The organism is Pantoea sp. E2023-21, assembly GCF_051302795.1.
Taxonomy (GTDB): Bacteria; Pseudomonadota; Gammaproteobacteria; order Enterobacterales; family Enterobacteriaceae; genus Pantoea; species Pantoea ludwigii_A.
Window position 1 is genome coordinate 427,624 of sequence record NZ_CP195344.1, and the last position, 26,924, is coordinate 454,547.

General features: G+C 58.8%; 24 protein-coding genes. 16 read left to right on the plus strand and 8 right to left on the minus strand.

Translation table 11 applies throughout. From position 1 onward, the window contains the following. Positions 1-60: 60 nt before the first annotated feature. Positions 61-1,527, minus strand: coding sequence for an MFS transporter (locus tag ACRQ84_RS02070; protein WP_483817049.1), 1,467 nt, complete (start codon positions 1,525-1,527; stop codon positions 61-63). A gap of 215 nt (positions 1,528-1,742) precedes the next feature. On the opposite strand from ACRQ84_RS02070, the gene osmF reads away from it, so the two are divergent. Genes osmF through ACRQ84_RS02090 form a run of 4 tightly spaced genes read left to right on the plus strand, consistent with a single transcriptional unit; the run spans position 1,743 to position 5,480 of the window. After that, complete coding sequence (gene osmF / locus ACRQ84_RS02075; protein WP_483817050.1) at positions 1,743-2,651, plus strand: glycine betaine ABC transporter substrate-binding protein OsmF; 909 nt, start codon at positions 1,743-1,745, stop codon at positions 2,649-2,651. A gap of 3 nt (positions 2,652-2,654) precedes the next feature. Then, a complete protein-coding gene (locus ACRQ84_RS02080; RefSeq protein WP_483817051.1) occupies positions 2,655-3,821 on the plus strand; it encodes an ABC transporter permease in 1,167 nt (388 codons plus the stop codon). Continuing rightward, complete coding sequence (locus ACRQ84_RS02085) at positions 3,814-4,749, plus strand: ABC transporter ATP-binding protein (protein WP_483817052.1); 936 nt, start codon at positions 3,814-3,816, stop codon at positions 4,747-4,749. The genes ACRQ84_RS02080 and ACRQ84_RS02085 overlap by 8 nt, the downstream gene beginning before the upstream one ends. After that, on the plus strand, positions 4,749-5,480 hold the full coding sequence (locus tag ACRQ84_RS02090; protein WP_483817053.1) for an ABC transporter permease: 732 nt from the start codon (positions 4,749-4,751) through the stop codon (positions 5,478-5,480). Before ACRQ84_RS02085 ends, ACRQ84_RS02090 begins: the two co-directional genes overlap by 1 nt. 170 nt (positions 5,481-5,650) lie before the next feature. Here the strand turns inward: ACRQ84_RS02090 and ACRQ84_RS02095 are convergent, their stop codons facing one another. Then, positions 5,651-6,385: a MerR family transcriptional regulator gene (locus ACRQ84_RS02095; RefSeq protein ID WP_064741200.1), complete on the minus strand. Its 735-nt coding sequence runs from the start codon at positions 6,383-6,385 to the stop codon at positions 5,651-5,653. A gap of 151 nt (positions 6,386-6,536) precedes the next feature. Here ACRQ84_RS02095 and ACRQ84_RS02100 point away from each other — a divergent pair, with 151 nt between their 5' ends. Further along, the gene (locus tag ACRQ84_RS02100) at positions 6,537-7,100 is read left to right on the plus strand and encodes a helix-turn-helix domain-containing protein (RefSeq protein ID WP_483817054.1); all 564 of its coding nucleotides are present in this window, start codon (positions 6,537-6,539) and stop codon (positions 7,098-7,100) included. Then, on the plus strand, positions 7,097-7,615 hold the full coding sequence (locus ACRQ84_RS02105; RefSeq protein WP_483817055.1) for a GNAT family N-acetyltransferase: 519 nt from the start codon (positions 7,097-7,099) through the stop codon (positions 7,613-7,615). The genes ACRQ84_RS02100 and ACRQ84_RS02105 overlap by 4 nt, the downstream gene beginning before the upstream one ends. Positions 7,616-7,687: 72 nt before the next feature. Here the strand turns inward: ACRQ84_RS02105 and ACRQ84_RS02110 are convergent, their stop codons facing one another. Continuing rightward, on the minus strand, positions 7,688-8,659 hold the full coding sequence (locus tag ACRQ84_RS02110; protein ID WP_483817056.1) for a LysR family transcriptional regulator: 972 nt from the start codon (positions 8,657-8,659) through the stop codon (positions 7,688-7,690). Between the two features lie 155 nt (positions 8,660-8,814). Between ACRQ84_RS02110 and argH the strand changes: the two genes are divergently transcribed. Genes argH through ACRQ84_RS02145 form a run of 7 tightly spaced genes read left to right on the plus strand, consistent with a single transcriptional unit; the run spans position 8,815 to position 15,827 of the window. Next, positions 8,815-10,242 carry an argininosuccinate lyase gene (gene argH, locus ACRQ84_RS02115; RefSeq protein ID WP_483817057.1) on the plus strand — a complete coding sequence of 476 codons (1,428 nt, stop codon included), beginning with the start codon at positions 8,815-8,817 and terminating at the stop codon, positions 10,240-10,242. 10 nt (positions 10,243-10,252) lie between these two features. Beyond that, a complete protein-coding gene (locus ACRQ84_RS02120; RefSeq protein WP_483817058.1) occupies positions 10,253-11,128 on the plus strand; it encodes an amino acid ABC transporter permease in 876 nt (291 codons plus the stop codon). Positions 11,129-11,141: 13 nt separating this feature from the next. Continuing rightward, positions 11,142-11,906, plus strand: a complete 765-nt coding sequence (locus ACRQ84_RS02125; RefSeq protein ID WP_007887797.1) for an amino acid ABC transporter ATP-binding protein — start codon at positions 11,142-11,144, stop codon at positions 11,904-11,906. 16 nt (positions 11,907-11,922) lie between these two features. Beyond that, entirely contained in the window at positions 11,923-12,744 is an 822-nt protein-coding gene (locus ACRQ84_RS02130) for an ABC transporter substrate-binding protein (protein ID WP_483817059.1), read from the plus strand. A gap of 12 nt (positions 12,745-12,756) precedes the next feature. Next, positions 12,757-13,602, plus strand: coding sequence for a polysaccharide deacetylase family protein (locus ACRQ84_RS02135; protein WP_483817060.1), 846 nt, complete (start codon positions 12,757-12,759; stop codon positions 13,600-13,602). Beyond that, positions 13,595-14,482, plus strand: a complete 888-nt coding sequence (locus ACRQ84_RS02140; protein ID WP_483817061.1) for a polysaccharide deacetylase family protein — start codon at positions 13,595-13,597, stop codon at positions 14,480-14,482. Before ACRQ84_RS02135 ends, ACRQ84_RS02140 begins: the two co-directional genes overlap by 8 nt. Next, positions 14,466-15,827, plus strand: a complete 1,362-nt coding sequence (locus tag ACRQ84_RS02145; RefSeq protein ID WP_483817062.1) for an MmgE/PrpD family protein — start codon at positions 14,466-14,468, stop codon at positions 15,825-15,827. Before ACRQ84_RS02140 ends, ACRQ84_RS02145 begins: the two co-directional genes overlap by 17 nt. Before the next feature lie 65 nt (positions 15,828-15,892). Here ACRQ84_RS02145 and ACRQ84_RS02150 read toward each other — a convergent pair whose 3' ends face one another. Together ACRQ84_RS02150 and speB are read right to left on the minus strand one after the other, a co-directional pair. Then, positions 15,893-16,978, minus strand: a complete 1,086-nt coding sequence (locus ACRQ84_RS02150; protein ID WP_483817063.1) for an iron-containing alcohol dehydrogenase family protein — start codon at positions 16,976-16,978, stop codon at positions 15,893-15,895. Continuing rightward, entirely contained in the window at positions 16,978-17,934 is a 957-nt protein-coding gene (gene speB / locus ACRQ84_RS02155) for an agmatinase (RefSeq protein WP_483817064.1), read from the minus strand. The genes ACRQ84_RS02150 and speB overlap by 1 nt, the downstream gene beginning before the upstream one ends. A 124-nt stretch (positions 17,935-18,058) precedes the next feature. Here speB and ACRQ84_RS02160 point away from each other — a divergent pair, with 124 nt between their 5' ends. Genes ACRQ84_RS02160 through ybiB form a run of 3 tightly spaced genes read left to right on the plus strand, consistent with a single transcriptional unit; the run spans position 18,059 to position 22,175 of the window. Further along, positions 18,059-18,955 carry a LysR family transcriptional regulator gene (locus ACRQ84_RS02160; protein ID WP_483817065.1) on the plus strand — a complete coding sequence of 299 codons (897 nt, stop codon included), beginning with the start codon at positions 18,059-18,061 and terminating at the stop codon, positions 18,953-18,955. Positions 18,956-19,009: 54 nt separating this feature from the next. Beyond that, complete coding sequence (gene dinG / locus ACRQ84_RS02165; RefSeq protein ID WP_483817066.1) at positions 19,010-21,154, plus strand: ATP-dependent DNA helicase DinG; 2,145 nt, start codon at positions 19,010-19,012, stop codon at positions 21,152-21,154. 52 nt (positions 21,155-21,206) lie between these two features. Further along, on the plus strand, positions 21,207-22,175 hold the full coding sequence (gene ybiB, locus ACRQ84_RS02170) for a DNA-binding protein YbiB (RefSeq protein ID WP_483817067.1): 969 nt from the start codon (positions 21,207-21,209) through the stop codon (positions 22,173-22,175). 76 nt (positions 22,176-22,251) lie between these two features. Here ybiB and ACRQ84_RS02175 read toward each other — a convergent pair whose 3' ends face one another. The 3 genes from ACRQ84_RS02175 to hutH all read right to left on the minus strand — a co-directional run bounded on the left by ACRQ84_RS02175 (position 22,252) and on the right by hutH (position 26,856). Then, positions 22,252-23,409, minus strand: coding sequence for a M20 aminoacylase family protein (locus tag ACRQ84_RS02175; RefSeq protein ID WP_483817068.1), 1,158 nt, complete (start codon positions 23,407-23,409; stop codon positions 22,252-22,254). Between the two features lie 197 nt (positions 23,410-23,606). Then, entirely contained in the window at positions 23,607-25,292 is a 1,686-nt protein-coding gene (gene hutU / locus ACRQ84_RS02180) for a urocanate hydratase (RefSeq protein WP_483817069.1), read from the minus strand. A gap of 10 nt (positions 25,293-25,302) precedes the next feature. Beyond that, positions 25,303-26,856: a histidine ammonia-lyase gene (gene hutH / locus ACRQ84_RS02185; RefSeq protein WP_483817070.1), complete on the minus strand. Its 1,554-nt coding sequence runs from the start codon at positions 26,854-26,856 to the stop codon at positions 25,303-25,305. Positions 26,857-26,924: the final 68 nt, after the last annotated feature.

Consider the following 26,924-nt stretch of genomic DNA (forward strand, 5'->3'; position numbering starts at 1 on the left):
GTAGCGGCGCAATAAATTGCGCCGCTACAACACGTGCTCGGTGACGTCAGTGTTCAGGTATCACTGAAAATCTTCCGCATCCACGTCATATCCTGACGGTTCCCAGCGAATCGCCAGTAGCGCCAGTAAACCAATCAGCGGTGCGAGGAAAATCACCCAGAACACGCCAGTTCCAAACGCCGCCACCAGCAGCGGGAAGGCGAACAGCGACACGGTAGAGCTGCCGCGCATCAGCGTCTGGTTGAAGCCGACGCCCACACCGCGCAGCGAAGCCGGATAGCTCAACGACGCAAACGTCATGGTATGCGAGCCGGGACCAAAGCCCTGACCGAACAGGAATAGCGCCAGCATGGCAATCGCCACCGCCGCTTGTTCGCCACCTTCCGGACGACCAATCAACGCCAGCCCAAGCAGCGCCACGCATTGACAGGCGTAACCCGCAACCGACATCTTCCACGCGCCGAGACGCGGCACCAGCCGCACCGCCAGTAAGCCGCCGACAAACGCAAACAGCAAATTCAGCGCCAGCGACACCAGAATGGTGGTCAGCATCGATTGCGCAAAGAAGCTGGAGATAATCACCGGCAGGCCAAACGCCACCGCGTTATAGGCAAATGACGAGGCGATGGAGGTGACGGTAGCCAGAATGGTACGACGGCGATAGACGCCCTGCAGCAGCGCGCCGTAGTTGCGCCAGCTGGCTTTACGTACCGCTTTCTGCGGCGTCAGATCGGCGTCATCCGCCACCTGCGCGTTAATGTTATAGGCTTTACGCAGAATCTCGGCCGCCCCTGCAAGGTTGCCCTGGTTTGCCGCCCAGATCGGCGATTCACTCATGTAGCGGCTGCGAATGGCGATGATCAGCAGCGCAGGCACCGCACCAAAACCCAGAATCAAACGCCACAGCCAATCGGTGTGGGTTTCTGGCAATACCGCATACAGCAGCAGTACCAGCAGATAAGAAATACTGATCGCTGCGTACCACGTCGGACACCACATCGCCACGCTGGCGGCCTTATTACCTTGTCCGCGCAGCTTCGAGAATTCGGCGAGAAACGCCATTGCCACCGGCAAATCGATGCCAACGCCAAGGCCCATCACAAAACGCGCGCCCGCTAGCACATACTCGTTCGGCGCAAAGGCACAGGCTAACGCCGCCACCACGAAGAAAAACATATCGGCCATGAACACGCGATAACGACCAATTTTGTCGGTGAGGTAGCCACCAATCAGCGCGCCGACGATCGCACCAAAGGTAATCGCCGACGCCACCATGCCGGTGCCCGCGGGCGTCAGCTGGAACTCGCGCGTGACGTCTTTAATACCAAAGGCCAGGGCGCCGAGATCGTAGGCATCGAGGAACACGCCGCCCAGCGCAATGGCGATGACAATGCGCGCGTTGCTGCGCGATTCGTTGCTGTTATTTACCAACCCGGAGACATCGGCCGCGCTGCGGATCCACTGGGTCTCACCGGTTGGCGTATTCCCTGCCTGCGCGACGTGCGCCGGAGATGCTAAATCGGTCATGATGTTTTGTAATTTATTGTAATGAGTGGGCCTGTGAGCATAATCCGCCGGCCCGGCATCGAAAATTCAATTTGGGTATAAGTGCTGCGATTTGGTTATAACCGAAGCGATATTGATAGCAAAAAAAGCACGAAGTAAGCCGCTTGACCGCGCCCATCCCCATTCGCCAGGCTACGCTTGATCGTTACACAACGAAAACAAATGAGGGAAGCGAGATGATAAAGCAGGGTTTATGGGGAATGATGGCATTGGCAATGAGCGTGTCTGCGGCGCATGCAGCGGATGCGGTGAAAGTCGGTTCTAAGATTGATACCGAAGGCTCGTTACTCGGCAACATCATCCTGCAGGTGCTGGACAAACATGGGGTGAAAACCGTTAACAAAATTCAGCTGGGGACCACGCAAGTGGTGCGCGGCGCGATCACCGCCGGCGAGCTGGATATCTACCCGGAATACACCGGCAACGGCGCGTTCTTCTTTAACGATGAGAAAGACGCCGCGTGGAAAAACGCGCAGCAGGGCTACGAGAAAGTGAAAAAACTCGATGCCGAGAAAAATCATCTGGTATGGCTGACGCCCGCGCCCGCCAACAATACCTGGACCATTGCGGTACGCGGCGATGTGGCGCAAAAAAACAACCTCACTTCACTGGACGATCTCAGCGCCTACCTGAAAAAAGGCGGCACTTTCAAACTGGCGGCGTCAGCCGAATTTATTGAACGTAGCGACGCGCTTCCGGCCTTTGAGAAAGCCTATAACTTCAAGCTGGAGCAGTCGCAGTTACTGTCGCTGGCCGGCGGCGACACCGCAGTGACCATCAAAGCGGCGGCGCAACAAACCTCCGGCGTGAATGCGGCGATGGCGTATGGCACCGATGGTCCGGTGGCGGCGCTGGGTCTGCAAACGTTGAGCGATCCAAAAGGCGTGCAGCCGATTTATGCCCCTGCGCCGGTGATCCGCGAAAGCGTGCTCAAGCAATATCCTGACATCGGCAACTGGCTGCAACCGGTCTTCAGCAAGCTGGATGAGAAAACCCTGCAGCAGCTGAATGCGCAGATCGCGGTGGATGGTCAGGATGCCAGCCAGGTGGCGAAACAGTGGTTACAGACCAATAAGTTGCTGTAAGCAGTGTCGTCGCTGTTATTGAGACCGCGCCAGCAGCCGGTGCTGCTGGTGTTGATCGTGCTTATCACGCTGGCGCTGTTTGCTTTGCCGCTGCTGAGCTTTGCCGCCAATCGGCTGGTCTCCGGCCAGCCGCTGCCGTTGTGGCAGGTGACCAACAGCGCACTGTTGTTGCTACCGCTGGTGTGGCTGTGGCAGGGCTTATGGTGGCCACCGCGCCGCATCAGCGCCGTTACCTTGCTGCTGGCGGCCGAAGTGCTGCTGGCCTTACTCATCTGGCTGGCTGGTGCGCAGGCCAGCGAACTGGCGAACAACGGCAGCCCGCTGGCACGCACTGCGTTTGGCAGCGGTTTGTGGTGCGCGGCGGCATTAACGCTGCTGCTGGCGGCGGAAGCGGTACGGCAAATCACGCGCAGTACGCCGTGGCGCATTGTGCTCAACCTGCAAATCTGGCTATTGCCACTGGCGCTGTTACTCAGCGGCCATCTCGATCGTCTCTCGCTCATGAAAGAGTACGCCAACCGCACGGCGGTGTTTGATGCAGCCTTCACGCAGCATTTGTGGCTGCTCGGCGGCACGCTGCTGCCAACGGTGCTGATCGGTTTGCCGCTTGGCCTGGCAATTGCGCGTCGTCCGCGCTGGCAAAATGCAGCGTTCAGCGTGCTCAACCTGATTCAAACCGTGCCGTCGGTGGCGCTATTCGGCTTGCTGATTGCGCCACTGGCGGGATTGGTGGCGCATTTCCCACTGCTGGCGCGTTGGGGCATTAGCGGTATCGGCATCGCACCGGCCTTGATTGCTTTGGTACTTTACGCGCTGCTGCCGCTGGTGCGCAGCGTGGTGGCCGGTTTGCAGCAGGTGCCGCAGGAAGTGCGTGAAACCGCGCGTGCTATGGGCATGAGCGCGTGGCAACAGTTCTGGCACGCCGAGCTGCCGCTGGCGCTGCCGGTGTGGCTCTCCGGTTTGCGCGTGGTGGTGGTGCAAACCGTTGGCCTGGCGGTGGTCGCCGCGTTAATTGGCGCAGGTGGATTCGGCGCCATTGTTTTTCAGGGATTGCTGAGCAGCGCGCTGGATCTGGTGCTGTTGGGCGTGATTCCGGTGGTGGCGCTGGCGGTAATTTTTGATGCACTGCTGCGTTTACTGTCGGCACTGCTGGAGAGACGTCATGATTGAATTTCATCAGGTGAGCAAAGTGTTCGCCGGGAAAGAGGCGATACGCAATTTATCGCTGAAGATTGAGAAGGGCAGTTTTACCGTGCTGATCGGCACCTCAGGTTCCGGCAAATCGACCACGTTGAAGATGATCAACCGGCTGGTAGAACACGATAGCGGAGAAATTCGCTTTGCCGGCGAACCCATCGAACGTATGGACGCCCGTGCGTTGCGCCGCCGCATTGGTTATGCCATTCAGTCAATTGGTCTGTTTCCGCACTGGAACGTGGCGAAGAACATCGGCACCGTGCCATCGCTGCTCGGCTGGCCGCAGGCGAAGATCAACCAACGCGTCGACGAACTGTTGGCGCTGCTCAATCTCGATCGCCATTTGGCGACGCGCATGCCGCATCAGCTATCGGGCGGACAGCAGCAGCGCGTCGGCGTGGCGCGCGCGCTGGCGGCCGATCCCGAACTGTTGCTCATGGATGAGCCGTTCGGCGCGCTCGATCCGGTCAACCGTCTGGCGCTGCAACACGAGATGCTACGTATTCAGAAAATGTCCGGTCGTACCGTGGTGCTGGTGACGCACGACATCGACGAAGCGCTCACGCTGGCCGATCAGCTGGTGCTGATGGATGGCGGCGAAATTGTGCAGCAGGGCAGGCCGATCGATCTGCTGACTCAACCGGTGAATGACTTTGCCCGTGAGTTTTTTGGTCGCAGCGAGCTGGGCGTGCGGTTGCTGGCGCTGGGGCGTGCGGGCAACGCGGCGCGGCGCGGGGAATGGCTTGATGTCGAACCGATTGCCGAATCGCTGACGCTGCGTGAAGCGCTGTCGCAGTTTATTGCACGCCGCACTGACAAATTACCGGTAATCGATCAGCATCAACAGCCGCTCGGCGTGCTGCATTTCAGCGATCTGCTGCGCCAGCGGGAGGCGAGCTGATGCGGCTGTTACGCGATCCGCTTTACTGGCTGTTGGCGGCATTTCTGCTGTTGCTGTGGGGCTTGCCGCACAGTGGTCCATTGTTTGCACATTGGTTTCCGCAGCTGGAGCGCCCGTTGTATCAGCAGGAGAGTTTCTGGCGTCTGGCGCTGGCGCATCTGGCGTTAGTGGTGAGCGGCAGTGTGTTGGCATTGGTGGTCGGCGTGGGCTGCGCGGTGTTTGCCACGCGTCATGCCGGACGCGCCTTTCGTCCACTGCTGGAAACCGTTGCGGCGGCCGGGCAAACCTTCCCACCCGTTGCGGTATTAGCGATTGCGGTGCCGGTGATGGGGTTTGGTGCTGCCCCGGCGGTGATGGCGCTGTTTCTCTACGGTTTGCTACCGATTTTGCAAGGTACGTTGGCGGGCTTAGATAGCGTACCGGCCAGCAATCGTGAAATCGCTGTGGGGCTTGGCATGGGGCCGTGGCGACGCTTGTGGCAGATTGAGCTGGCGCTGGCGGCACCGGTGATCATGGCGGGCGTACGGACCTCGGTGATGATCAACATCGGCACAGCAACCATCGCCTCTACGGTGGGGGCGGAAAGCTTGGGATCGCCGGTGATCATCGGTTTAAGCGGCTTTAACACCGCCTATGTGATTCAGGGCGCGCTGCTGGTGGCGCTGCTGGCGTTGATTTGCGATCGCCTGTTAGAGCGCGTGCAGCGCAAACTTAGTTGGTATGCACAATAAGGCTGTAGCCAACCAGCATCATGCCACCCATGCCGCCAAGCGCCATGATGGCAAACAGGGAACCGATAAGGAGTTTATTCCAGTTCATGAGGAGACCTGAGAAAAGAAATTTAGGGCGGCATGATAACGCGCACACCACGCCAGGCAAAGGCCGTGTGTGCGATTTTTACTTATGCGGGATCGTGCAGGTGAATAGCAAAACCTTGTGCCTGCCAGTGTTCAAACTGCTCAACCTGGCGACGTGTCGGTTTTTTGCCGGTCCAGATAAACAGGTTTTGACCGGGGAATAACTCAGGGCGCGGCATGTCCAGCGGCTCCGCCAGCACATCCATGCGCCAGCCTTGCTGCGACAAGCGCCAGGCTTCCAGCCAGATGCGGGTACGATCTTCCACCGCCCAGCCCACCATCAGCGCATCTTTACCGGCTTTTTTACGCGCACCGGCCAGGCAAAACGCCACATAGTCAATCAGCGCGCCGTCAAGCAGGCTGCACATGGTGCGCGCGGTATTCTGATCCAATCCCAGACGCTGACGAACCGGCACGAACACGTGATCGATCAGCGCATCCACCGGATGTTCCCGGCCGATGGTGGCAATTTTGGTGCGTAATTTCGCTGGGCGAACATGCCGCAGCACGCTCATCAACTCTTCCTGTAACGCCGACCAGCCGTCATGCACATTGATGGTGGCACCTTCCAGCAACGCTTTCACTTTGCCGACGGGCACACCGCTCTCTATCCAGCGTTTTATCTCTTCGATACGCTGAACATCTTCATCATCAAACTGCCGATGACCACCTTCGGTGCGCTGGGGTTTTAACAGACCGTAACGTCGCTGCCAGGCGCGAAGCGTTACCGGGTTGATTCCACAGCGTTCGGCAACATCCCCGATACTGTATAAGGCCATAAAGTCCTCAAAAATTCTGACCTGCATAACAACACCTTAACCCCCATGCTTGGGTTGTACAATGATTTTTTAGTTGTACAACTTGACCGGCTGGCTTAAATACGGTCATATCTCATATGTGAGATTAATTTCCCATAAATGAGAGGTGAAGATGTCTGCTTCGGATACCGACGATAGATTGGCGGCGCGACTGGCCGAATTACGCGTACAACGCGGTTGGTCATTAGATGAATTGGCGATGGCGACCGGCATCAGTCGGGCATCATTGTCGCGCATTGAACGCGCCGAAACTAGCCCCACAGCCGCTTTGCTTAACCGACTTTGCGTGGCCTATGGTGTGACCATGTCGCGCTTGCTCAGCGAGGTGGAAGAGGAGGCGGCGCTGCTGCTGAAAGCGGAGCAGCAGCCGGTGTGGCATGACGACGCCAGCGGTTTCCAGCGCCGTAACGTATCGCCGCCCGCCAGCCACTTTAAAGCGGAAGTGGTGGAAGGCGTGCTGCGTCCGGGCGCGCGTATTGATTACGATGCGCCGCCCATTCAGGGACTGGAGCAGCATATCTGGCTGCAATCAGGCGAGTTGACCATCAGCATGGACGATCAGCACTGGACGCTGCAGGCGGGCGATTGTCTGCGCTTCCATCTCACCGGCAAATCTGCGTTTGCCGCCCATGCGGAAGGCGGCGCGCGCTACATTTTGGTGGTATGTAAACCATGATTAAAATTGAACCTCTCAGCGCCACTCAGGCGCAGCCGCTGCTGGCGGCATTGAGTGATGTGCTGCAAGCCTGTGTGGCCGACGGCGCCAGTGTGGGCTTTATTGATGCAGACGATCGCGACGCCATTGAGCGCTTCTGGCAGGACAAAATTTACAGTCTGGCGAGCGGTGATAATCAACTGCTGGTGGCCTATCAGCAGGGCGTGATGGTGGCGACGGTGATGGTGGGTTTCAGCGCAATGCCCAACGGTCGCCATCGTGCGGAGATCAGCAAGCTGCTGGTGCATCCGCAGGCCCGGCGTCAGGGCATTGCGCGCCGCTTGATGCAGCAGGCTGAGCAGCGGGCGGCGCAGCAGGGCAAAACCTTGTTGGTGCTGGACACGCGCAGCGGCGACGTGGCGACGGATCTGTATTTGTCGATGGATTGGCAGATTGCCGGATCGATTCCTCATTATGCGGAGTCAACTGAAGGCGTGCTGGATGCCACCACGGTGATGTTTAAGCAGCTGCGCTGACCAGGTCGGCATAAATGCCGCCCCTACCGTAGGGTCGCCATTCATGGCGACCTCTGCAAACCCTGCACCAACTCAGTGCGCCGCTTCCGCCTCAGCAATCCCCAGCGACTGCATAAACAGCCGAATGATCGGGTTTATTTTGCGGCCCTTTTTCATCAGCAGACAAAACGGGTTTTCCCGGCGAATCGAATCATCACCCAATTCGCATAGCTGACCGCGCGCAATAAAGGTGGCGGCATAATGATCCGGTAAATAGCCAATGAAATGGCCGGTTAAAATCAACATGGCGACAGATTCAACCTGAACCGCTTGCGCACCGCTGTCCTGCAACGGAACGATGCGCTGATCGTCGCGTGGCGTCACATATAAATGATTAATAATTTTTTGCTCACGTAATATGTCGGAAGAGATAGTTTTATCACGGGAGCCTGAATATAAAGGATGTGACATGGAGCAATATAATTTTGAATATTCCGTATAAAGCGGAAAGTAATCAAAATCACTTTTCATTTCATAAACCGGTGCAATACCACAATGAAAACGGCCCTCACTGATGCCGCGCTCAATATCATCTAACTGGGCGGTTTGCAGTCGAATTTGCACTTTTGGCGCTTTCTGGTGCAGCTGTTGCACCGCCGCGGTGACCGGCGATTGCGGATCCGAAATGGTATTATCCACCACGCAAATCGCAATGTCGCCCAGCAGTTCATTGCGGCTATTGTGCAGCCGCTCACGAAACAGATTCAACGACACGAACAGTTCCAGCGTGGCTTGGTAGACGTTGATGCCGTATTGCGTGAGCTCAAAACCCTCGCGTCCGCGGCTGCAAAGCGTCATGCCGAGACGAATCTCCAGATCGGACACCTGCTTACTGATCGCTGCCAAACCAATATTCAATTCGTGACTGGCGGCGGTTAATCCGCCCGCTTCCACCACGCATTTAAATACCCGCAGTAATTTTAAATCGATATTACTCAGTGCCAGAACTGCATTATCGCTGCGATTATTTGCATTGTTTCCGGACTGGGAAACTTTACTTTCCATTTTTGCTATTCAACTCCGGAATAAATACGGTGATTGTACAGTGAACCTGAAATGTGACTTTAATACCAGCGTAGCCAGGAAATAAGTTTTTGTTATCGCTGATTGATTATTCATATCTTTTTCATATCGCTGAATTATCTGTAAGGGGAAATAGCATGTCTGATAATGCCGAACTGTTATGGGGCGCGCGTTTTAAAGCGGCACCGGCGGCGAGTTTAACCGCGCTGTCTCGTAGCCCGGATTATTACTTTGCATTGGCACCTTACGATCTGGCGGGCTGCCGGGCGCATGCCCGTGAACTGGCGCGTGGTGATCTGCTGAGCGCAGAAGAACTCCGCACCATGCTGGCGGCGATTGACGCGCTGGACGCCGATTACCGCGCCGGTCAGCTGCATCCGATTGCCGCTGACGAAGACGTCCACACCTTTATCGAACGTGCGCTGACCGAACGTTTAGGACCGCTGGGCGGCAAGCTGCGCGCCGGGCGTTCACGTAACGATCAAACCGTCAACGACCTGCGTCTCTATCTGCGCGACAACGGCCGCAAGGTGGTTAGCGCGCTGCTGAGTTTGCAGCAGGCGCTGGTCGAGCAGGCGGCGCAGCATACCGAAAGCGTCGCGCCCGGTTTTACCCACCTGCAACAGGCGCAGCCGATTGTGTTTGGCCATCAACTGCTGGCGCATGCGCAATCCTTTGCCCGCGATATTGAACGTATGCAGGATTGGGATCGCCGCAGCGCGCGTTGTCCGCTCGGTGCTGCGGCGATGGCCGGTTCCGCTATTGCCCGCCAGCCAGAGCAAGCCGCCGCTGATCTTGCCTATCTTGCGCCGTGCGAAAACTCCATCGATGCCGTTGCCAGTCGCGATTACGCCGCCGAATTCCTGTTTGTCACCAGCATGATTGGCATCAACCTGTCGCGCTTGTGTGAAGAGGTGTGCATGTGGGCGTCACGTCAGTTCCGCTGGGTGGAGCTGCACGACAGCTACGCCACCGGCAGTTCGATCATGCCGCAAAAGAAAAATCCGGACATCGCCGAACTGACGCGCGGTCGATCTGGACGTCTGGTCGGCAACCTGATGGCGCTGCTCACCACCATGAAAGCGATGCCGCTCTCCTACAACCGCGATCTCAGCGACGACAAACGCAACGTGATAGATGCCGTGGATACGCTGCTGCTGGTGCTGCCAGCGATGGCGGGCATGATGGCGACGCTGAAATTCAACACCGAGGTGATGCGAGAGCAGGCACCGGACGGCTTCACGCTGGCGACCGAAGTGGCCGACTGGCTGGCGATGCGCGGCGTGCCCTTCCGCGAGGCGCATGAGATCACCGGCCAACTGGTGCAGCTGTGCGAGCGCGAAAGCTGCGGCCTGGCGGATCTCAGTGATGCGCAGCTTCACGCAGTGGATGCGCGTTTAACGCCAGAAGTGCGCAGCGCCCTGACGCTGGAGGCCGCGCTGGCCGCGCGCAGCGGCTACGGCGGCACCGCGCCGGTGCGGGTGCGTGAACAGTTGGCTCGTTTGCAAACTTTGATGCAGGACCAGCAGCGCTGGACTGAAGATTACGCTGGCCCACGCGCCTGAGGAGATCGCTATGTCGACAACGCCCATTGAGCCGAGTTTGAACAACAGCCGCGAGCAGACGCATTACGATCTTGACCGCTATCAGGTGGTGCCACGTCGCTATTACGGCCGCATCACAGCATCAGCGGTGATTTTGGTGCTGCTGGCGCTGCTGGTGAACGCCTTTGCTCACGGCAATATTGAATGGTCGTTTGTCGGCCAGTTCTTTACGGCCCAGGCAATCCTCAACGGCGTGGTCAATACGCTGATCATGTCAGTACTGGCGATGGGGCTCGGCGTGCTGTTTGGCGTCATCACCGCCATCATGTACATGTCGCCGAATCCGGTGCTGCACTACATCGCCGTGGGCTACGCGTGGATTTTTCGCGGCACGCCGCTGATTTTGCAGCTGCTGCTGTGGTTCAACCTTGCGCTGGTGTTTCCCACCATCAGCATTCCCGGCGTATTCAGCGTGCAAACTGTCACCATCATGACGCCGTTCCTCGCCGCGCTGCTTGGCCTGAGTATCAATCAGGGCGCGTACACCTCGGAAGTGGTGCGCGCCGGCCTGCTGTCGGTGGATACCGGGCAATACGAAGCGGCGAAAGCCATCGGCATGCCGCGTCTGCAGGCGCTGCATCGCATTATTCTGCCGCAGGCGATGCGCGTGATTCTGCCGCCGGTGGGCAACGAATTTATCAGCATGATCAAAACCACCAGCCTTGCCAGCATGATTCAGTACTCCGAGCTGCTCTACAACACGCAAACCATCTACTTCGCCAACGCGCGCGTAATGGAACTGCTGTTCGTGGCGGGCATCTGGTACCTGATTGTGGTCACGCTGCTGTCGTTTGGACAGAGTCGGCTGGAACGTTATTTCTCACGCGGCCATCGTCAGCGTCAGTAATCAGGAGCCAAACATGAGAAACATCGTGCGCGCCGTTAAGGTGAATAAATATTTCGACCAGTTCCACGCCCTGAAAGATGTCAGCCTGGAAGTGAATTACGGCGAGGTGATGTGCATCCTCGGTCCGTCCGGATCCGGTAAAAGCACCTTTTTGCGCTGCATTAATCAGCTGGAGAAGGTCGATAAAGGCGGGATTTGGGTCGACAACGAGCTGGCGGGCTATCGCATCGCCGGTAACAAATTGCACGCGTTAAGTGACAAGCAGATTGCGCGTCAGCGTCTGCAAACCGGCATGGTTTTCCAGCGCTTCAACCTGTTTCCACACAAAACTGCGCTGGAGAACATTATCGAAGGGCCGTGCCGCGTGATGCTGCGCCCGAAACGCGAAGCCTGTGAAGAGGCGATGGCGCTGCTGGATCGCGTTGGTATGGCGCACAAAGCTCACGACTATCCGCAGTCGCTCTCCGGCGGCCAGCAGCAGCGCGTGGCAATTGCCCGCGCGCTGGCGATGAAACCCAAACTGATGCTGTTTGATGAACCCACCTCGGCGCTGGATCCGGAGATGGTGGGCGAAGTGCTGGCGGTGATGCGCCAGCTGGCAAAAGAGGGCACCACCATGCTGGTGGTCACCCACGAAATGGGCTTTGCCCGCGAGGTGGCCAATCAGGTGGTGTTTATGGACGAGGGACGCATCATCGAGCAGGGCGCACCGGAAGACATTCTGCTGAACCCGCAAAATCCACGGATGAAAAACTTTATTAACGCGATTCTTCTTTAACGTGACCGGGGTGAATATGAAAAAGCTGTTATTGAGTGCCATCAGTGCCGCCGTGCTGCTGCAATCCTCTGCCTGGGCAGATATCGCCGTGCCTGCCGCCATTAAAGAGAAAGGGCTGACGGTTGCCATCATGCCGAACTATCCGCCGATGGATTTCAAAGATCCGGCGACCAACCAGCTGACCGGCGTGGATTACGATCTCGGCCAGGCGATTGGTGAAAAGTTGGGTGTGAAGATCAACTGGCAGGAGATCGCCTTCGAGCAGATGGTAAATGCGGTGGTGACCAAACGCGTTGATCTGGTGATGTCTGGCATGACTGACACCAAAGAGCGTCAGCAGGTGGTGAATTTTATCGATTACTTTAAAACCGGCCCGCAGTTCTACACCCAATCCGCGCGCAGCGATATCAATAGCGCGATGGATCTGTGCGGCAAGAAAGTCGGCACCAGCCGCCGCACCACCTTCCCATTAGAGATTGCCAACTGGTCCAAAGCGCATTGTGAAGCCGCCGGTAAGCCCGCGATCATTGTCGTAGGCGCCGAAGGTACCGCTGATGCGCGTACTCAGCTGCGCCAAAACCGTCTCGATGGCGTGGTGCAGGGCAGTGAAACGCTGCCGTACATCATGGATCTGGAAAAGGGCAAATATAAGCCGCTCGATAAAGCCTTCTCCTTCCAATACACCGGCATGGCGATTGGCAAAGATGCGGGCGAGCTGACCACGGCGGTGCAGGCCGCTATCGACGCGATGATTGCCGACGGTTCCTACCAGAAAATCCTCAGCAAATGGGGCCTGGCCGACAACGGCGTGACGAAAGCAACGGTCAACCAAGGCTAAAGGAGCACACAGATGCAGCAACCGGGCGCAGTGCGCTGGCCGCAGGGTAAACGCGGCTGTATGGCGCTGGCATTTGACCTCGACGGTCCCACCGGCGATGCCATGCTGAATGGCAGCCTGTGGTCAACGCCAGAGTATTTTACCTTTGGCGCTTACGGGCCGTACCGCGCGCTCGGGCGTCTGCTTGATCTGCTGCGCGCCTTCCAGATCCCCGCCACCTTCTTTGTGCCGGCGTGGGTGGTGGAGCAGTGGCCGCAGCAGTGTCAGGCGATCATCGAACAGGGCCACGAAGTGGCCTATCACGGCTATCGCCACGAATCCTTCTGGGCGATTTCACCGGAAGAACAGCGCGCGGTAATGGCGAAATCCGCTGAGATCTTTAAGCATTATCTCGGCATCACCGCCTGCGGGTTTCGGACGCCGTCGGGCGACTGGCATGCCGAAACGCCGCAGATCCTTCGCGACGCGGGTGTGATTTACTCCAGCAGCATGCGCGGCGACGATCGCCCTTACAGCATTGCGGTGGCGGGCCATACGCCGCTGGTGGAGATCCCCGGCAAGTGGGAGATGGACGATTACGCCTCGCTGGCCTATACGCGCCAGCCCGATTTCCCCAAAGGCGGCGACCGCATCGCCAGCTATGCGCATACGCGGGATAACTGGCAGCGCGAGTTCGATGGCGCGATGGATGAAGGTTTGTGCCTCACTACGCTGTTCCACCCGAAAATCTCCGGTCAGCCGGGACGCCTGCTGCTGCTCGAACAGCTGTTTGAACATATGACGGCGCGCGATGACGTGTGGTTTGCGCGCTGCGACGCGGTGGCGCAATGGTATTTGCAGGAGCAACAGCATGACTGAACCTTCACGCTGGCCGCTGGGCTTCCAGTCGGCGGCGATCCTCACCATCGACTTCAACGACATTCACGGCATTCTCACTCAGGCGCCGGCGGTGGCGGGGCGCGATAAAACGCTGTCGGTGTGGCGCTACGGCACGCTGCGCGGCGTCGATCGCGTGCTGGCGCTGCTGGCGGAAAAGCAGCTCAAAGCAACCTGGTGTATGCCAGCCATTGTTGCTGAAGAGCAGCCGGAGTTGGTGCGGCGCATGGTGACCGACGGCCATGAAATCGCCTGCAGCGGCGATGTGCATGAAGATTTTTCGCTGCTCACGCTCGAGCAGCAGATCGGAAGCGTAGTACGCGGTTGCGACAAACTGGCGCACATCACTGGCCGCCCTATTATCGGCTTCCGTACACCCGCCGGGCAGTGGAAACCAGGACTGGCTGAGGCGCTGGTCGCACGCGGCATTCGCTGGTCATCGAGCTGGCGCGGCGATGATTTGCCGTACTTCCATCCCGGCACGCGCTTAGTTGAACTGCCGATGCACTATACGCTGGAAGATGAGCCGTACTTTGCTTTTAACCTCAGCCCGGCGATTCCGCCTGGACAATCGCGCATTGCGCCTTATGCCGAAACGCTGGCTAACCTGACGCAGGATTTCCACGGCTTCCACCGCTTTGGCCTGTGCTATTTACTGCGCCTGCACCCGGAAATTATCGGCACCGCCGGGCGCATTGGGCTGCTGCGCTCGCTGCTCGATACGCTGCAACAGCACAACGTGTGGATCGCCACCGCTGAGCAGGCGGCGACGCACTGGCAGACGCAGCCGGATAATGATGTCTCGCATCCGGCCGAAGTCTTTACCCGCATCATTGGAGGTGCGCATGGCGAACACGCTTGATCAACTGGCGGCGTTTATCGCCGATACGCGCTTTGAGCAGCTTCCCGAACCGCTCGTCGAGCAGGCGAAGCGCCATCTGCTCGATACGCTCGGCGCCTCGCTGGCCGGCTGTGACAGCCCGATTTGGCGTGCATGTCTGGCGCTGGTGCAGGCAGAAGGCGGACGCGAACAGGCGCAGGTTTGGGGTAGCGCGCAGCAGGTTAATGCGCGTCAGGCGGCATGGCTGAACGGCGTGGCTGCGCACATGTATGAACTCGACGATACCGGTGGCTGCGATCACTCCGGCGCAGTAGTGATCCCGGCGCTGCTGGCGGCACTGCCGCTGGCGACGCAGCCGGTGGATGGGCAGGCGCTGATCGTCGCGATGGTGATTGGCTATGATGTTGGCCGCCGCGTGCTAGAAGCCTGCGGCGGCTATTCAGCGCACAACGGCGCAGGATGGCACTCCACCGCCAGCTGCGGCGTGTTTGGTGCGGCAGCGGCGGTCTGTTCGCTGCTGCAACTGGATCGCGCGCAGTGTGCTTCCGCGCTGGGGATTGCTGCCAGCTTCAGCGGCGGTTTATGGGGCTTTATCCACGACGGCTCGCACACCAAAAAGCTGCATGCCGCGCGGGCTGCGGAAGGTGGCGTGCAGGCCGCACTGCTGGCACAACGCGGTATCAGCGGGCCTTCCGCCGTGTTTGAGCCACGCTGGGGCGGCTTCCTGCAAACCGTCGCGCCAGAGACGCAGCAGCCGCAGGCGCTGACGGCGGATCTTGGCGAGGTGTGGAAGCTGGCGCGCTGTTCCATCAAGCCCTACGCTTCGTGCCGTGGTACCCATGCGGCGATTGATGCACTGGGGATGTTGCTGCAGCAGCATGCTGTGCGGGTAGAGCAGATTGCGCGCATTGTGGTGGGCGTTAATCCATTCCTGCTGGAGATGTGCGGCGGGCGCGAGCTGCACAGTCTGGCGGCCGCGCAGATGAGCCTACCTTATGCGCTGGCAGCGCGTGCGCTGTACGGTTCGGCAGAGCTGGCGAGTTATGACGATGCCAAACGCCTGCATCCTGATGTCGAAGCTTTGCTGGCGCGCATTGATCTGGTGATCGATGAGCAGCAAAGCCGCGACGACGAGCCGTGGGTGCGGCTGGAAACCGTGCAGGGCGCGCAGTGGCAGCTGCATGTGCCGGTGCCGTCGGGCGCGCCGACCCATCCGTTAAGCCTTGAAGCGCTGCTGGCGAAGTATCGCAGTCTGGCGGGGCGCGTGCTGCCGCTGCAGCAGGTCGAACAGCTGGAAGCGGTGTGTCTGGAGCTGGATGAAGTGGCGGATGTGCGGGAAATGGTGGCGTTGTTGGCGTTTAGGTAAACACCAGGTCGGCATGAATGCCGACCCTACGGTCATTGTAAGGTCGCCATTTATGGCGACCGCTATCACATTCGTGCCGCCAACCCTTCAACCCGCGCAATCGCCGCCAGCAACCGTGCTTCGGTCACCGTTTCGCCCATATTCGCCATATCCGGTGCGTGTACCGATTCGCGCACAATCAGCGCCAGCTCACGCTCATCCAGCGGCGCAATCGCACTCAGCGTCAGCGGTACGCCACAATCGCGCGCCAGGCGCATCTCATCCAGTATTTCCTCATCTGCGCGGTTCTCCAGCGCCAGCAAACAGAGATTGCCGAAGCCGACCAGCAAGCCGTGACCAAACTCGCGAGTTTTATCACAGAAGGTAAAGCCTTCATAAATCGCGTGCGACGCCGCCGCGTGTGCGCCGTTGCTCATCAGCGAAGTCAATCCGGCCCAGGTGAAGATTGCATCCAGCACCTGATCCAGCGCCGCGCTGCTTTCTCCGCGTAATACTGCCGCATACGCTGCCGGACCGTGTTCGGCAATCACCTCATAACAGATTTGGCTGTGCGCCAGTGACGAGAGCGCATTGCCTGCGCGCGCGGGATGACGTGCGCTGACCGCGCGAAACTCGTACCACTTCGCCAACGTATCGCCCAGCCCGGCCGCCAGCCAGCGTGCGGGCGCGTTAGCCAGCAATTCGCTGTCGATAATCACCGCCGCCGGAGCCTGCGGCAGCGGGAAGATATCGAAGAAATTGCCGTTGTCGTCGTAGCGAATGCTGAGCGGCGTCACCGCTGAACAGGTGGCGGCGATGGTTGGCAGCGTCACCACCGGCAAGCCGAGCTGCGCGCCGACCGCTTTCACCGTATCCAGCGACTTACCGCCGCCGACGCCAATCAGCAGCTCGGCGTGCAGTTCGCTGGCCATCGCCGCCAGACGATTGATGTGCGTGATCGAGGTTTCGCCGCCAAACCACGCCTGCGCCAGCAGCGTGACGTTGGCGGTCAGCAGTTGCGCACGCACCTGCGCTTCTACTGCCTGCAACGCCTGATGGCCGCCAATCAGCAGCGCACGCTGGCCCAGTCCGGCACAGATTGCGCCTAATTGATCGATCACGCCGGCACCGCGCAGCACGCGCGCCGGAAACACCAGATTCTGTTGGGTCATCACTTTTTCTCTGTGTAACGGACGCCGGGCAACACGCACAGCATCTCATAAAGGATATTGGCCGCCAGCTGCGAGGTCATGCCGCTGATATCATACGGCGGCGAGACTTCCACCAGATCGGCGCCCACCAGATTGAGTCCACGGCAGCCACGCACGATCTCCAGCCCCTGCATTGAGGTTAAACCGCCCACTTCCGGCGTGCCGGTACCGGGCGCCCACGCGGGATCGAAGCTGTCGATGTCGTAAGAGAGATACACCGGGCCGTCGCCGATACGCGCACGCACCTCGGCCATCAGCGGCGTCATCGAGCGATACCAGCACTGCTCGGCGGGTACCAGATGGAAGCCCTGATCGACGCCCCACTGAAAATCATCGGCGGCGTAACCCTGCGCACGTTGCCCAATCTGCACCACGCGCTGACAATCAAGCAGGCCTTCTTCCACCGCGCGGCGGAAGGTGGTGCCATGGGCGATCTTCTCGCCAAACATCTCATCGTTGGTATCAGTGTGCGCATCAATGTGAATGAGACCTACAGGTCCGTGCTTCTTCGCCAGCGCGCGCAAAATCGGTAGCGTCAGGGTGTGATCGCCGCCGAGCGTTAAGGGAATAATCGGCCAGTTATTCAGCTCGGTATAATAGTTTTCAATGATATCAACCGATTTCAGCAGGCTGTAAGTGTTGATTGGCACATCACCCAGATCGCCGACGCGCAGCGAATCAAACGGCGCTGCACCGGTGGCCATGTTATACGGGCGAATCATGACCGAATCGGCGCGAATGGCGCGCGGGCCATAGCGCGTGCCGCTGCGCTGCGAGGTGCCAATATCCAGCGGAATGCCGACGAACGCCACATCCAAATCGGCCGGGGATTCCACGGCGGGCAGACGCATCATGGTGCCGCGTCCGGCGAAGCGGGGCATCTCATTGCCGCCTTGCGGCTGGGGGAAATCGGTCATCTCGGGCTCCTTCGGTTAAGTGAAGCCCATCATTACCCGATTGTCTGACGGGAAAAATCCTTGACAGCCGATAATCACTTCAGAGATTACTTAACTTTAGTTAGCAATCGCTGAAGGAAAATCGGTGCAGACACTTCCCAACCTTAAACTGCTGCAGGTCTTCGCCAGCGTGGTGGAAAATCAGGGCTATTCGCGCGCGCAGCAGGCGTTGAACATGACCACGCCGGCCATCAGCGCCTACATGAGCGAGCTGGAAAGTCAGCTCGGTTTTATCCTGTGTCAGCGCGGGCGCGGCGGCTTTACGCTCACCAGCAAAGGCGAGCAGTTCTATCGCTACAGCCAGGAGATGCTGGCCACGCTGGCGGGCTGGCAAGAGCAGGTGGAAACGCTTAAAAGCGCGCAGGGCGGTACCTTCTCGCTCGGCGTGGTGGACGCCACCGTCACCGACAGCATGCTGGATCTGCCCGCCGCGATTGCTCGCTTCAACCAGCGTTTTCCGGCGGTGTTCTTTAATCTGAGCGTGCGCGATCCCAATGAGTTACAGCAGCAGCTGCTGGAGGATCGGCTCGATTTGGCGATTGGTCATTTTCCACTGCGCGCCAGCAATTTGGTGACCATTCCGCTGTATGAAGAGCAGCATTGGCTCTATTGCAGCCCTGAACATCCGCTGGCGACCGGCCAACCCGATGTGCGCACCGTGCAGCAAACCGGCATGGTGACGCGCCGCTACTGGAATCAGCAGGAGCTGAACAAGCGCGGCTTCCGTCAGAGCAATGCGTCGGTAGAGAGCATTGAAGCGCAGCTGACGCTGATTCTCTCCGGCCGCTTCATCGGCTATTTGCCCGAACACTACGCGCGCAGCGGGGAACAGCAGGGCACGCTGCGGCGCCTGCTACCGCATCATTTTCACTTCCGTGCGCCGTTCTCTTTTGCTTTCCGCCGGGGCCGCGCGCGGGAAACCTTGATCCGCGCGATGCGTGAAATTCTGAATCCAGCGCGAAAAAATAGCAGCGAAAGCTGACGCTGCGCCAATACTGTGTAAAAATACAGGCCAATTCAGCAAACAGTAACGACAATGGCCCTGACAGCAGCGATAAAAAGCCAGATTGCGCAATGGTATAAGGCGCTGCAGCAGCAGGTTCCTGACTTTATCCCGCGTGCGCCGCAGCGCCAGATGATTGCCGAAGTGGCGAAAAGTCTGGCCGGTGACGAAGGGCGCCATCTGGCAATTGAAGCGCCAACCGGCGTAGGTAAAACCCTCTCTTATTTGATTCCCGGCATTGCGGTGAGCCGCGCCGAGGAAAAACGCCTGGTGATCAGTACCGCCAATGTGGCGTTGCAGGATCAGATCTTCACTAAGGATCTGCCGCTGCTGAAGAAAATTATTCCCGATCTCACTTTTACCGCCGCCTTTGGCCGCGGACGCTATGTCTGTCCACGCAACCTTGCGGCACTGGCCGCGACTGAAGATCAGCAGGGCGATTTGCTGCTCTATCTTGATGACGAAGCGGTCACCGGTTCGAAAGAGGAGCAGAAATTCTGCGCCAAACTGGAGAAGCAGCTCAGCAGCTACCGCTGGGATGGTTTGCGCGATCACACGGATGTCAACATTGAGGACAGCTTGTGGCAACGCCTCTCCACCGACAAAGCCAACTGCCTGGGTCATCACTGCCGCTGGTATCGCGAATGCCCGTTCTTTGTCGCTCGTCGCGAGATTGAGCAAGCGGATGTGGTGGTCGCCAACCATGCGTTAGTGATGGCGGCGATGGAGAATGAATCGGTGCTGCCGCCGGCGAAAAACCTGATGCTGGTGCTGGACGAAGGCCATCATCTGCCGGAAGTGGCGCGCGATGCGCTGGAGATGAGCGCGGAAATCACGCCGGGCTGGAGCAGTTTGCAGCTCGATCTGTTTGTGCGGCTGGTGGAAACCATCATGGCGCAGTTCCGTCCGAAATCACCGCCGCCGCTGACCAATCCGGAACGCCTGAAAGGTCACTGCGACGAAATGCGCGAGCTGCTGCAGACTCTCTGCGATGCCCTTAATCCGCTGCTGCCGGGCCATAATCAGCCGGGCGAGTTCCGCTTTGTACTGGGCGAATTGCCGGAAGAGCTGCTGAGCCTGTGCGCGCGATTGTTCAAGTTGAGTGACGCGCTGCGCGGCTTAAGCGAAGGCCTGCTCAACGAGTTGGGCGATCAAACCGGGAAAGCCGACATCATGCGGCTGCATAAAGCCATCATCCAGCTCAATCGCCACTTCGGCTGGTTTGAATCGATCAGTAAACTGTGGCGGCTGGCGGCGATGGAGAAAGCCTCGAATGCGCCGGTGTCGAAGTGGATTACGCGTGAGATTCGTGAAGGGCAGGCGCATTTGCTGTTCCACTGCGCCGGAATTCGCGTTAGCGATCAGCTGGAAAAAATCCTGTGGCGCAAAATTCCGCATGTGGTGGTGACTTCGGCCACCTTGCGATCGCTGAACAGCTTTAACCGCTTGCAAGAGATGTCCGGCCTGAGCGAAAAAGCCGGCGACCGCTTTGTGGCGCTGGATTCGCCGTTTAATCATATCGATCAGGGCAAGCTGGTCATTCCGCAGATGCAGTATGAGCCGCAGATGGCGCAGGAAGCGGAGCACATCGCAGAGATGGCGCGTTTCTTCCGCCAGCAGATTGCCGAAGAGAAGCACAAAGGTGTGCTGGTGCTGTTTGCCAGTGGCCGGGCTATGCAGCAATTTGTCAGCCACATCCCTGACCTGCGCCTGTCGATGCTGGTACAGGGCGATCAGCCGCGTTCGCGCTTGGTGGCGCTGCATCGTGAACGTGTTGAGGCCGGTAAAATCAGTATTTTGGTCGGGCTGCAATCGTTCGCCGAAGGGCTGGATTTGAAAGGCGATCTGCTGTCGCAGGTGCATATTCACAAAATCGCTTTTCCACCGGTGGACAGTCCGGTAATTTTGACCGAGGGCGAATGGCTTAAAAGCCTGAAACGTTATCCCTTCGAGGTGCAGAGTTTGCCGAGCGCCTCCTTTACCTTGATTCAGCAGGTAGGGCGTTTGATTCGCAGCCACAGCTGCTTTGGCGAAATCGTGATTTACGATCGTCGCTTACTCAATAAAGCTTATGGCAGCCGACTGCTGGCCGCATTACCGGTGTTCCCGATTGAGCAACCGCCTATGCCGGAAGCCAGCAGTGACAAGACGAAAAAACGCCGCAGTAAAAAAACATAACGATCAATTTTGGCAGCCGCATGGCGGCGCGCCCTGGAAGCGGGAATGCCTGATGGAACTGAATAAAATCATTAAAGAGATTGGGCGCGGTAAAAATCACGCGCGCGATATCGATTTCGACACCGCGCAGGCGCTCTATACCGCGATGCTAGCCGGAGACGTGCCGGAACTGGAGTTGGGTGGCGTACTGATTGCGCTGCGTATCAAAGGCGAAGGCGAAGAGGAGATGCGCGGTTTTTATCACGCGATGCAGCAACAGATGATGCAGCTGCAGGCACCCGCTCATCGCCCGATGCCGATTGTCATCCCCAGCTACAACGGCGCGCGTCGTCAGGGTAATCTGACGCCGTTACTGGCGCTGCTGTTGGTGAAACTCGGTTTCCCGGTGCTGCTGCACGGCGTCAGCGACGACCCGACGCGCATCACCACGGAAGCGGTGCTGGCGGCGCTGGAGATCGCGCCGGTAACCTCCGCCGAACAGGCGCAGACCAAGCTGGATAACGGCGAGCTGGCGTTTATCACCATCGATCATCTGTGTGCGCCGATGGCGCAACAGCTGTCGCTGCGCTGGCGCATGGGCGTGCGTAACAGCGCGCATACGCTGGCGAAACTGGCGACGCCATTTGCGGAACGCGCCGCGCTGCGTCTGGCCAGCGTGTCGCATCCGGAATATGTGCCGCGCGTCGGGAAATTCTTCCAGGATATCGATGCGCCGGCGATTCTGCTGAACGGCACGGAAGGTGAGGTGTACGCCAACCCGCAACGCTGCCCGGCCATCAACTACATTCGCGGCGCGGGTGCAGAAGCGGAAGTGTGGGTTGAACGCCAGCCTGAAGTGAGTGTGGAACTGCCGGAAAGCAAAAACGCGCAGGATACCGCCGCGTGGATCAATCAGGTATTAGCCGGGGAACGCGCGGTGCCGCAGGCGCTGCGTTTGCAGCTGGCGTGTTGTTTGGTAGCCACCGGAGAATCTGCCAATCTGGCGGATGCGGAAGCGCGGTTACAGCAGGTAGGGATTTGAAGGTTTCGTAGGGTCGCCATTTATGGCGACCAATCGCGCAATCATTTTGTAGGGGCGCCATTTATGGCGACCATCATCACGCTTTCGCCAGCACGCTCTCCACTAACCGCTGCCAGAAGGTAATGCCGATGGGCAGCAGTTCATCATTGAAATCGTATTTGGCGTTGTGCAGCGGCGCGGACGGCGTGGCACCATCAGCACCCAACCAGAAATAGGCGCCGGGACAAGCTTCCATCATGCAGGCAAAATCTTCCGATGCCATGGATGGGTTCACCTGCCAGTTAACTTGCGCCTCACCGAGCATATCCACGGCAACTGCGCGCACTTGTTCGGCTTGCTCCGCATGGTTGGCGGTGACCGGATAACCGGGATACCAGTGAATCTCGCCGCTGACGCCAAACGGGCGCGGCAAGGTGGTGACAAAATCCTCAATCAGACCGCGCACGCGATTGCGCACGTCGGTCTGCAAACATCGCACGGTGCCGCGCAATACAATCTGTTCAGGGATGACGTTAATCGCTTCACCGCCGTGAATTTGCGTCACGCTCACCACCGCCGAGGCCAGCGGCGACAGGCGACGCGACGGAATGGTTTGCAGCGCCAGAATCAGTTCTGCGGCGACCACCATTGGATCGGCCCCGCTTTCCGGCATCGCCGCATGGCAGCTTTTACCGTGCAGCGTAATTTCAAACGAATCGAGTGACGCCATCATCGCATCCGGATTCACCGCCAGCGTGCCCACCGGCATGCCCGGCCAGTTGTGCATGGCGTAAACCGCATCCATCGGGAAGCGCTGGAACAGACCTTCTTCCACCATCTTGCGTGCGCCACCGAGGTTCTCCTCGGCAGGCTGGAAGATGAAGTGAAGGGTGCCGCTGAAGTTGCGCGTCGCCGCCAACTGACAGGCCGCAGCCAGCAGAATAGCGGTGTGGCCATCGTGGCCACAGGCGTGCATCACACCGGTTTTCTGTGACTTCCACTGTGGATCGCCTTTTTCGGTGATCGGCAGGGCATCCATATCGGCACGCAAACCAATAATCGGACCAGGGCCGTTTTCAAGCGTTCCTATCACGCCGGTGCCGGCTAAGCCGCGAAACACCTGTAGTCCGGCATCCGCCAATACCTGAGCGACCAGCGCGCTGGTCTGCTGCTCCTGGTAACCCAGTTCAGGGTTTTGGTGTAACCGACGACGCCAGTTCAAGGCGTTTTCCAGCAGGACAGCAGGCAGGCTCATAAGGTAAGGCTCTCCATCAGCAGCGTGAGCTGCAAAATAATGTATTTACTGTAGTGGCAAGGGCATGGCGGCGTCTATCGCGGAACGGAATAATTTGGCTATAGGGTATAGCGGAATGGAATAAGCGGATTGGATAAAATAGGTCGCCATGAATGGCGACCCTACGACGATAGTGCGCGGTTTTCGGCGCAGCGGGATTATTTCTGCATTGGCAGATTTAGATCGTGTTGCTGCGCACAGCTTTGCGCTAATTCGTAACCCGCATCCGCATGACGCATCACGCCGGTGGCCGGATCGTTCCACAACACGCGGCTTAAGCGCGCATCAGCCTCTTGGGTACCGTCACACACAATCACCACGCCGGAGTGCTGTGAGAAGCCCATGCCGACGCCGCCGCCATGATGCAGGCTGACCCAGGTCGCGCCACCTGCGGTGTTCAGCAAGGCGTTCAGCAGCGGCCAATCGGATACCGCGTCCGAACCGTCTTTCATCGCTTCGGTTTCACGGTTCGGTGACGCCACGGAACCGCAATCCAGATGGTCGCGACCAATGACGATAGGCGCTTTCAGCTCGCCGTTGCGTACCATCTCGTTGAACGCCAGCACTGCTTTGTGACGCTCGCCAAGGCCCAGCCAGCAGATACGTGCGGGTAAGCCCTGGAAGGCAATACGCTCTTGCGCCATGTCGAGCCAGCGATGCAGATTCTGATGATCCGGGAACAGCTCTTTCAGCTTGGCATCGGTTTTATAGATATCCTCGGCATCGCCTGATAGCGCCACCCAGCGGAACGGGCCTTTACCTTCACAGAACAGCGGACGAATATAGGCCGGGACAAAGCCAGGGAAATCGAAAGCATTTTTCACGCCTTCATCCAGCGCCACCTGACGGATGTTATTACCGTAATCCACGGTCGGCACGCCCATGTGATGGAAATCCAGCATCGCCTGTACATGCACCGCCATGGAGGCGCGCGCGGCTTTCTCCACCGCTTTCGGGTTGCTGACGCGCTCGGCTTCCCAGCGCGCGACATCCCAACCGACCGGCAGATAACCGTTAATCGGATCGTGTGCTGAGGTTTGGTCAGTAACGATGTCCGGCTTCATGCCACCCGCTTTGGCGCGTTTAACCAGCTCTGGCACGATTTCAGCGGCGTTGCCCAACAGGCCAACAGAAATTGCGCGCTTCTCTTGATTCGCCTGATCAATCAGTTCCAGCGCTTCGTCCAGCGTATACGCTTTGTGATCAACGTAGCGAGTGCGGATACGGAAATCGATACGTGATTCCTGGCACTCAATCGCCAGCACGCTAGCACCGGCCAATACGCCAGCCAGCGGTTGTGCGCCGCCCATGCCGCCCAAACCGGCGGTGAGGATCCAGCGGCCGCGGAGATCGCTGTCGTAATGCTGGCGACCCGCTTCGGCAAAGGTTTCAAACGTGCCTTGCACGATGCCTTGCGCACCGATGTAGATCCACGAACCCGCGGTCATCTGGCCGTACATCATCAGGCCTTTTTTATCCAGCTCGTGGAAGTGATCCCAGTTGGCCCAATGCGGTACCAGATTCGAGTTAGCCAGCAGCACGCGCGGCGCATCGGCATGGGTGCGGAACACGCCCACCGGTTTGCCGGACTGGATCAGCAATGTTTCATCGGGCTGCAGGGCGCGCAGCGAACGCAGGATCTGCTCGAAGCACGCCCAGTTACGCGCGGCTTTACCGATGCCGCCGTACACCACCAGATCTTCCGGGCGCTCTGCTACGTCAGGATCGAGATTGTTCTGGATCATGCGGTAAGCCGCTTCAATCAACCAGTTGGCGCAGTGCAATTCATTACCGCGCGGCGCACGGATTTCACGGGCTACAGCCTGAGTCAAAGTTTCGCTCATTATCGATTCCTTAATTAACAGTCTTACGCTGGCTTGGCAGCAGCGCGGTAAGGGATTCAGGCCATGCGGTTGCGCTGGCCCACAGACGCATGGATTCGATATCCGGCGCCAGTAAACGGTCATGATCGAGGAAGGCTACGTTGTCGCGGATGCGGCTTATCTCTTGCTCCAGCAGCGGTGAGCTCTGCAGCGGACGATGGAAATCAATGCCTTGCGCGGCGGCCATCGCTTCAATGCCGACTACCGCGGCGGTGTTGAAGCACATGCTGCCGAGACGGCGCGCGGCGTAAGTCGCCATCGAGACGTGATCTTCCTGGTTAGCGGAGGTCGGCAGACTGTCAACGCTGCCGGGATGTGCCAGTGATTTGTTTTCAGACGCCAGCGCTGCTGCCGTAACCTGCGCGATCATAAAGCCGGAGTTAACGCCACCATCATTGACGAGGAACGGCGGTAAACCTGAAAGACCGGTATCCAGCAGCAGCGCCATACGACGCTCGGAAATCGCACCGATTTCGGCAATTGTCAGCGCCAGAATATCGGCGGCGAAGGCTACCGGCTCGGCGTGGAAATTACCGCCGGAAATGACGTCGCCGCTGTCACTGAACACCAGTGGGTTATCTGATGCGGCGTTGGCTTCAATCTGCAACACGCGCGCGGCGTGCGTCAGGTTATCAAGGCAGGCGCCCATCACTTGCGGCACGCAGCGAATTGAGTAGGGATCTTGCACCCGGCCACAGTCGGTGTGCGAGCCGAGAATTTCACTACCGGCTAATAAAGAGGAGACGGCAGCGGCTACGTTGATCTGGCCAACCTGACCGCGCGCCTCGTGAATGCGCGCATCGTAAGGTTTCACCGAGCCCTTAATGGCTTCCAGCGACAGCGCACCGGCCATCAGGCCCGCCGCGAATACGTTTTCCGCTTCAAACAGACCGCGCAGCGCCAGCGCATTCGAGACCTGCGTGCCGTTCAGCAGCGCCAGACCCTCTTTGGGTCCCAGCACAATCGGCTGCAGGCCAACGCGCGCTAAGCCTTCGGTTGCGGGGATTAATTCGCCGTCGACGCGGACCTGACCTTCGCCCAGCAGCATCAAGGAAAGATGTGCCAGCGGCGCCAGATCGCCAGACGCGCCGACCGATCCTTTCTCCGGAATGCACGGCATGATGCCAGCGTTGAACAGCGCCAGCAGCGCTTCAATCAGTTCGATGCGCACGCCAGAATGGCCGCGTGCGAGGCTGATAATTTTGGTGGCAACCACCAGACGCGCTACATTGTCCGGCAGCAAATCGCCCAGGCCAACGCTGTGCGACAGCACCAGATTACGCTGCAGTTCTGCCAGCCGCGCGGCAGGGATCTGCGTCTGCGCCAGCTTGCCGAAACCGGTATTAATGCCGTACACCACCTTGCCGGAGGCAACAATGGCATCAACAGTTTCATGGGCGCGAGCGATAGCTGCTCGCGCTTCATCGGCCAAGGTGAGCGTTACCTTGCTTTGATAAATGGCGCGCAAGGTAGCGAGGTTCACTTTACCGGGAACGAGGCAAATTTGCTGAACCGAACCTGACATAGTCTACTCCTGTCTATACAAGTGAGCTGGCAGTTATTGGACGCCGATATTTTGCGATGTGGCTGTCC

What these genes read in the sequence shown, in the direction of transcription:
- ACRQ84_RS02150 (WP_483817063.1), bottom strand. Translation starts at nt 16,978, where the DNA reads ATGACCCAACAGAATCTGGTGTTTCCGGCGCGCGTGCTGCGCGGTGCC.
- ACRQ84_RS02120 (WP_483817058.1), top strand. Translation starts at nt 10,253, where the DNA reads ATGTCGACAACGCCCATTGAGCCGAGTTTGAACAACAGCCGCGAGCAG.
- ACRQ84_RS02085 (WP_483817052.1), top strand. Translation starts at nt 3,814, where the DNA reads ATGATTGAATTTCATCAGGTGAGCAAAGTGTTCGCCGGGAAAGAGGCG.
- ACRQ84_RS02130 (WP_483817059.1), top strand. Translation starts at nt 11,923, where the DNA reads ATGAAAAAGCTGTTATTGAGTGCCATCAGTGCCGCCGTGCTGCTGCAA.
- ACRQ84_RS02105 (WP_483817055.1), top strand. Translation starts at nt 7,097, where the DNA reads ATGATTAAAATTGAACCTCTCAGCGCCACTCAGGCGCAGCCGCTGCTG.
- osmF (WP_483817050.1), top strand. Translation starts at nt 1,743, where the DNA reads ATGATAAAGCAGGGTTTATGGGGAATGATGGCATTGGCAATGAGCGTG.
- ACRQ84_RS02135 (WP_483817060.1), top strand. Translation starts at nt 12,757, where the DNA reads ATGCAGCAACCGGGCGCAGTGCGCTGGCCGCAGGGTAAACGCGGCTGT.
- ACRQ84_RS02110 (WP_483817056.1), bottom strand. Translation starts at nt 8,659, where the DNA reads ATGGAAAGTAAAGTTTCCCAGTCCGGAAACAATGCAAATAATCGCAGC.
- hutU (WP_483817069.1), bottom strand. Translation starts at nt 25,292, where the DNA reads ATGAGCGAAACTTTGACTCAGGCTGTAGCCCGTGAAATCCGTGCGCCG.
- ACRQ84_RS02175 (WP_483817068.1), bottom strand. Translation starts at nt 23,409, where the DNA reads ATGAGCCTGCCTGCTGTCCTGCTGGAAAACGCCTTGAACTGGCGTCGT.
- hutH (WP_483817070.1), bottom strand. Translation starts at nt 26,856, where the DNA reads ATGTCAGGTTCGGTTCAGCAAATTTGCCTCGTTCCCGGTAAAGTGAAC.
- speB (WP_483817064.1), bottom strand. Translation starts at nt 17,934, where the DNA reads ATGACCGATTTCCCCCAGCCGCAAGGCGGCAATGAGATGCCCCGCTTC.
- argH (WP_483817057.1), top strand. Translation starts at nt 8,815, where the DNA reads ATGTCTGATAATGCCGAACTGTTATGGGGCGCGCGTTTTAAAGCGGCA.
- ACRQ84_RS02145 (WP_483817062.1), top strand. Translation starts at nt 14,466, where the DNA reads ATGGCGAACACGCTTGATCAACTGGCGGCGTTTATCGCCGATACGCGC.
- ybiB (WP_483817067.1), top strand. Translation starts at nt 21,207, where the DNA reads ATGGAACTGAATAAAATCATTAAAGAGATTGGGCGCGGTAAAAATCAC.
- ACRQ84_RS02090 (WP_483817053.1), top strand. Translation starts at nt 4,749, where the DNA reads ATGCGGCTGTTACGCGATCCGCTTTACTGGCTGTTGGCGGCATTTCTG.
- ACRQ84_RS02125 (WP_007887797.1), top strand. Translation starts at nt 11,142, where the DNA reads ATGAGAAACATCGTGCGCGCCGTTAAGGTGAATAAATATTTCGACCAG.
- ACRQ84_RS02100 (WP_483817054.1), top strand. Translation starts at nt 6,537, where the DNA reads ATGTCTGCTTCGGATACCGACGATAGATTGGCGGCGCGACTGGCCGAA.
- ACRQ84_RS02095 (WP_064741200.1), bottom strand. Translation starts at nt 6,385, where the DNA reads ATGGCCTTATACAGTATCGGGGATGTTGCCGAACGCTGTGGAATCAAC.
- ACRQ84_RS02070 (WP_483817049.1), bottom strand. Translation starts at nt 1,527, where the DNA reads ATGACCGATTTAGCATCTCCGGCGCACGTCGCGCAGGCAGGGAATACG.
- dinG (WP_483817066.1), top strand. Translation starts at nt 19,010, where the DNA reads ATGGCCCTGACAGCAGCGATAAAAAGCCAGATTGCGCAATGGTATAAG.
- ACRQ84_RS02140 (WP_483817061.1), top strand. Translation starts at nt 13,595, where the DNA reads ATGACTGAACCTTCACGCTGGCCGCTGGGCTTCCAGTCGGCGGCGATC.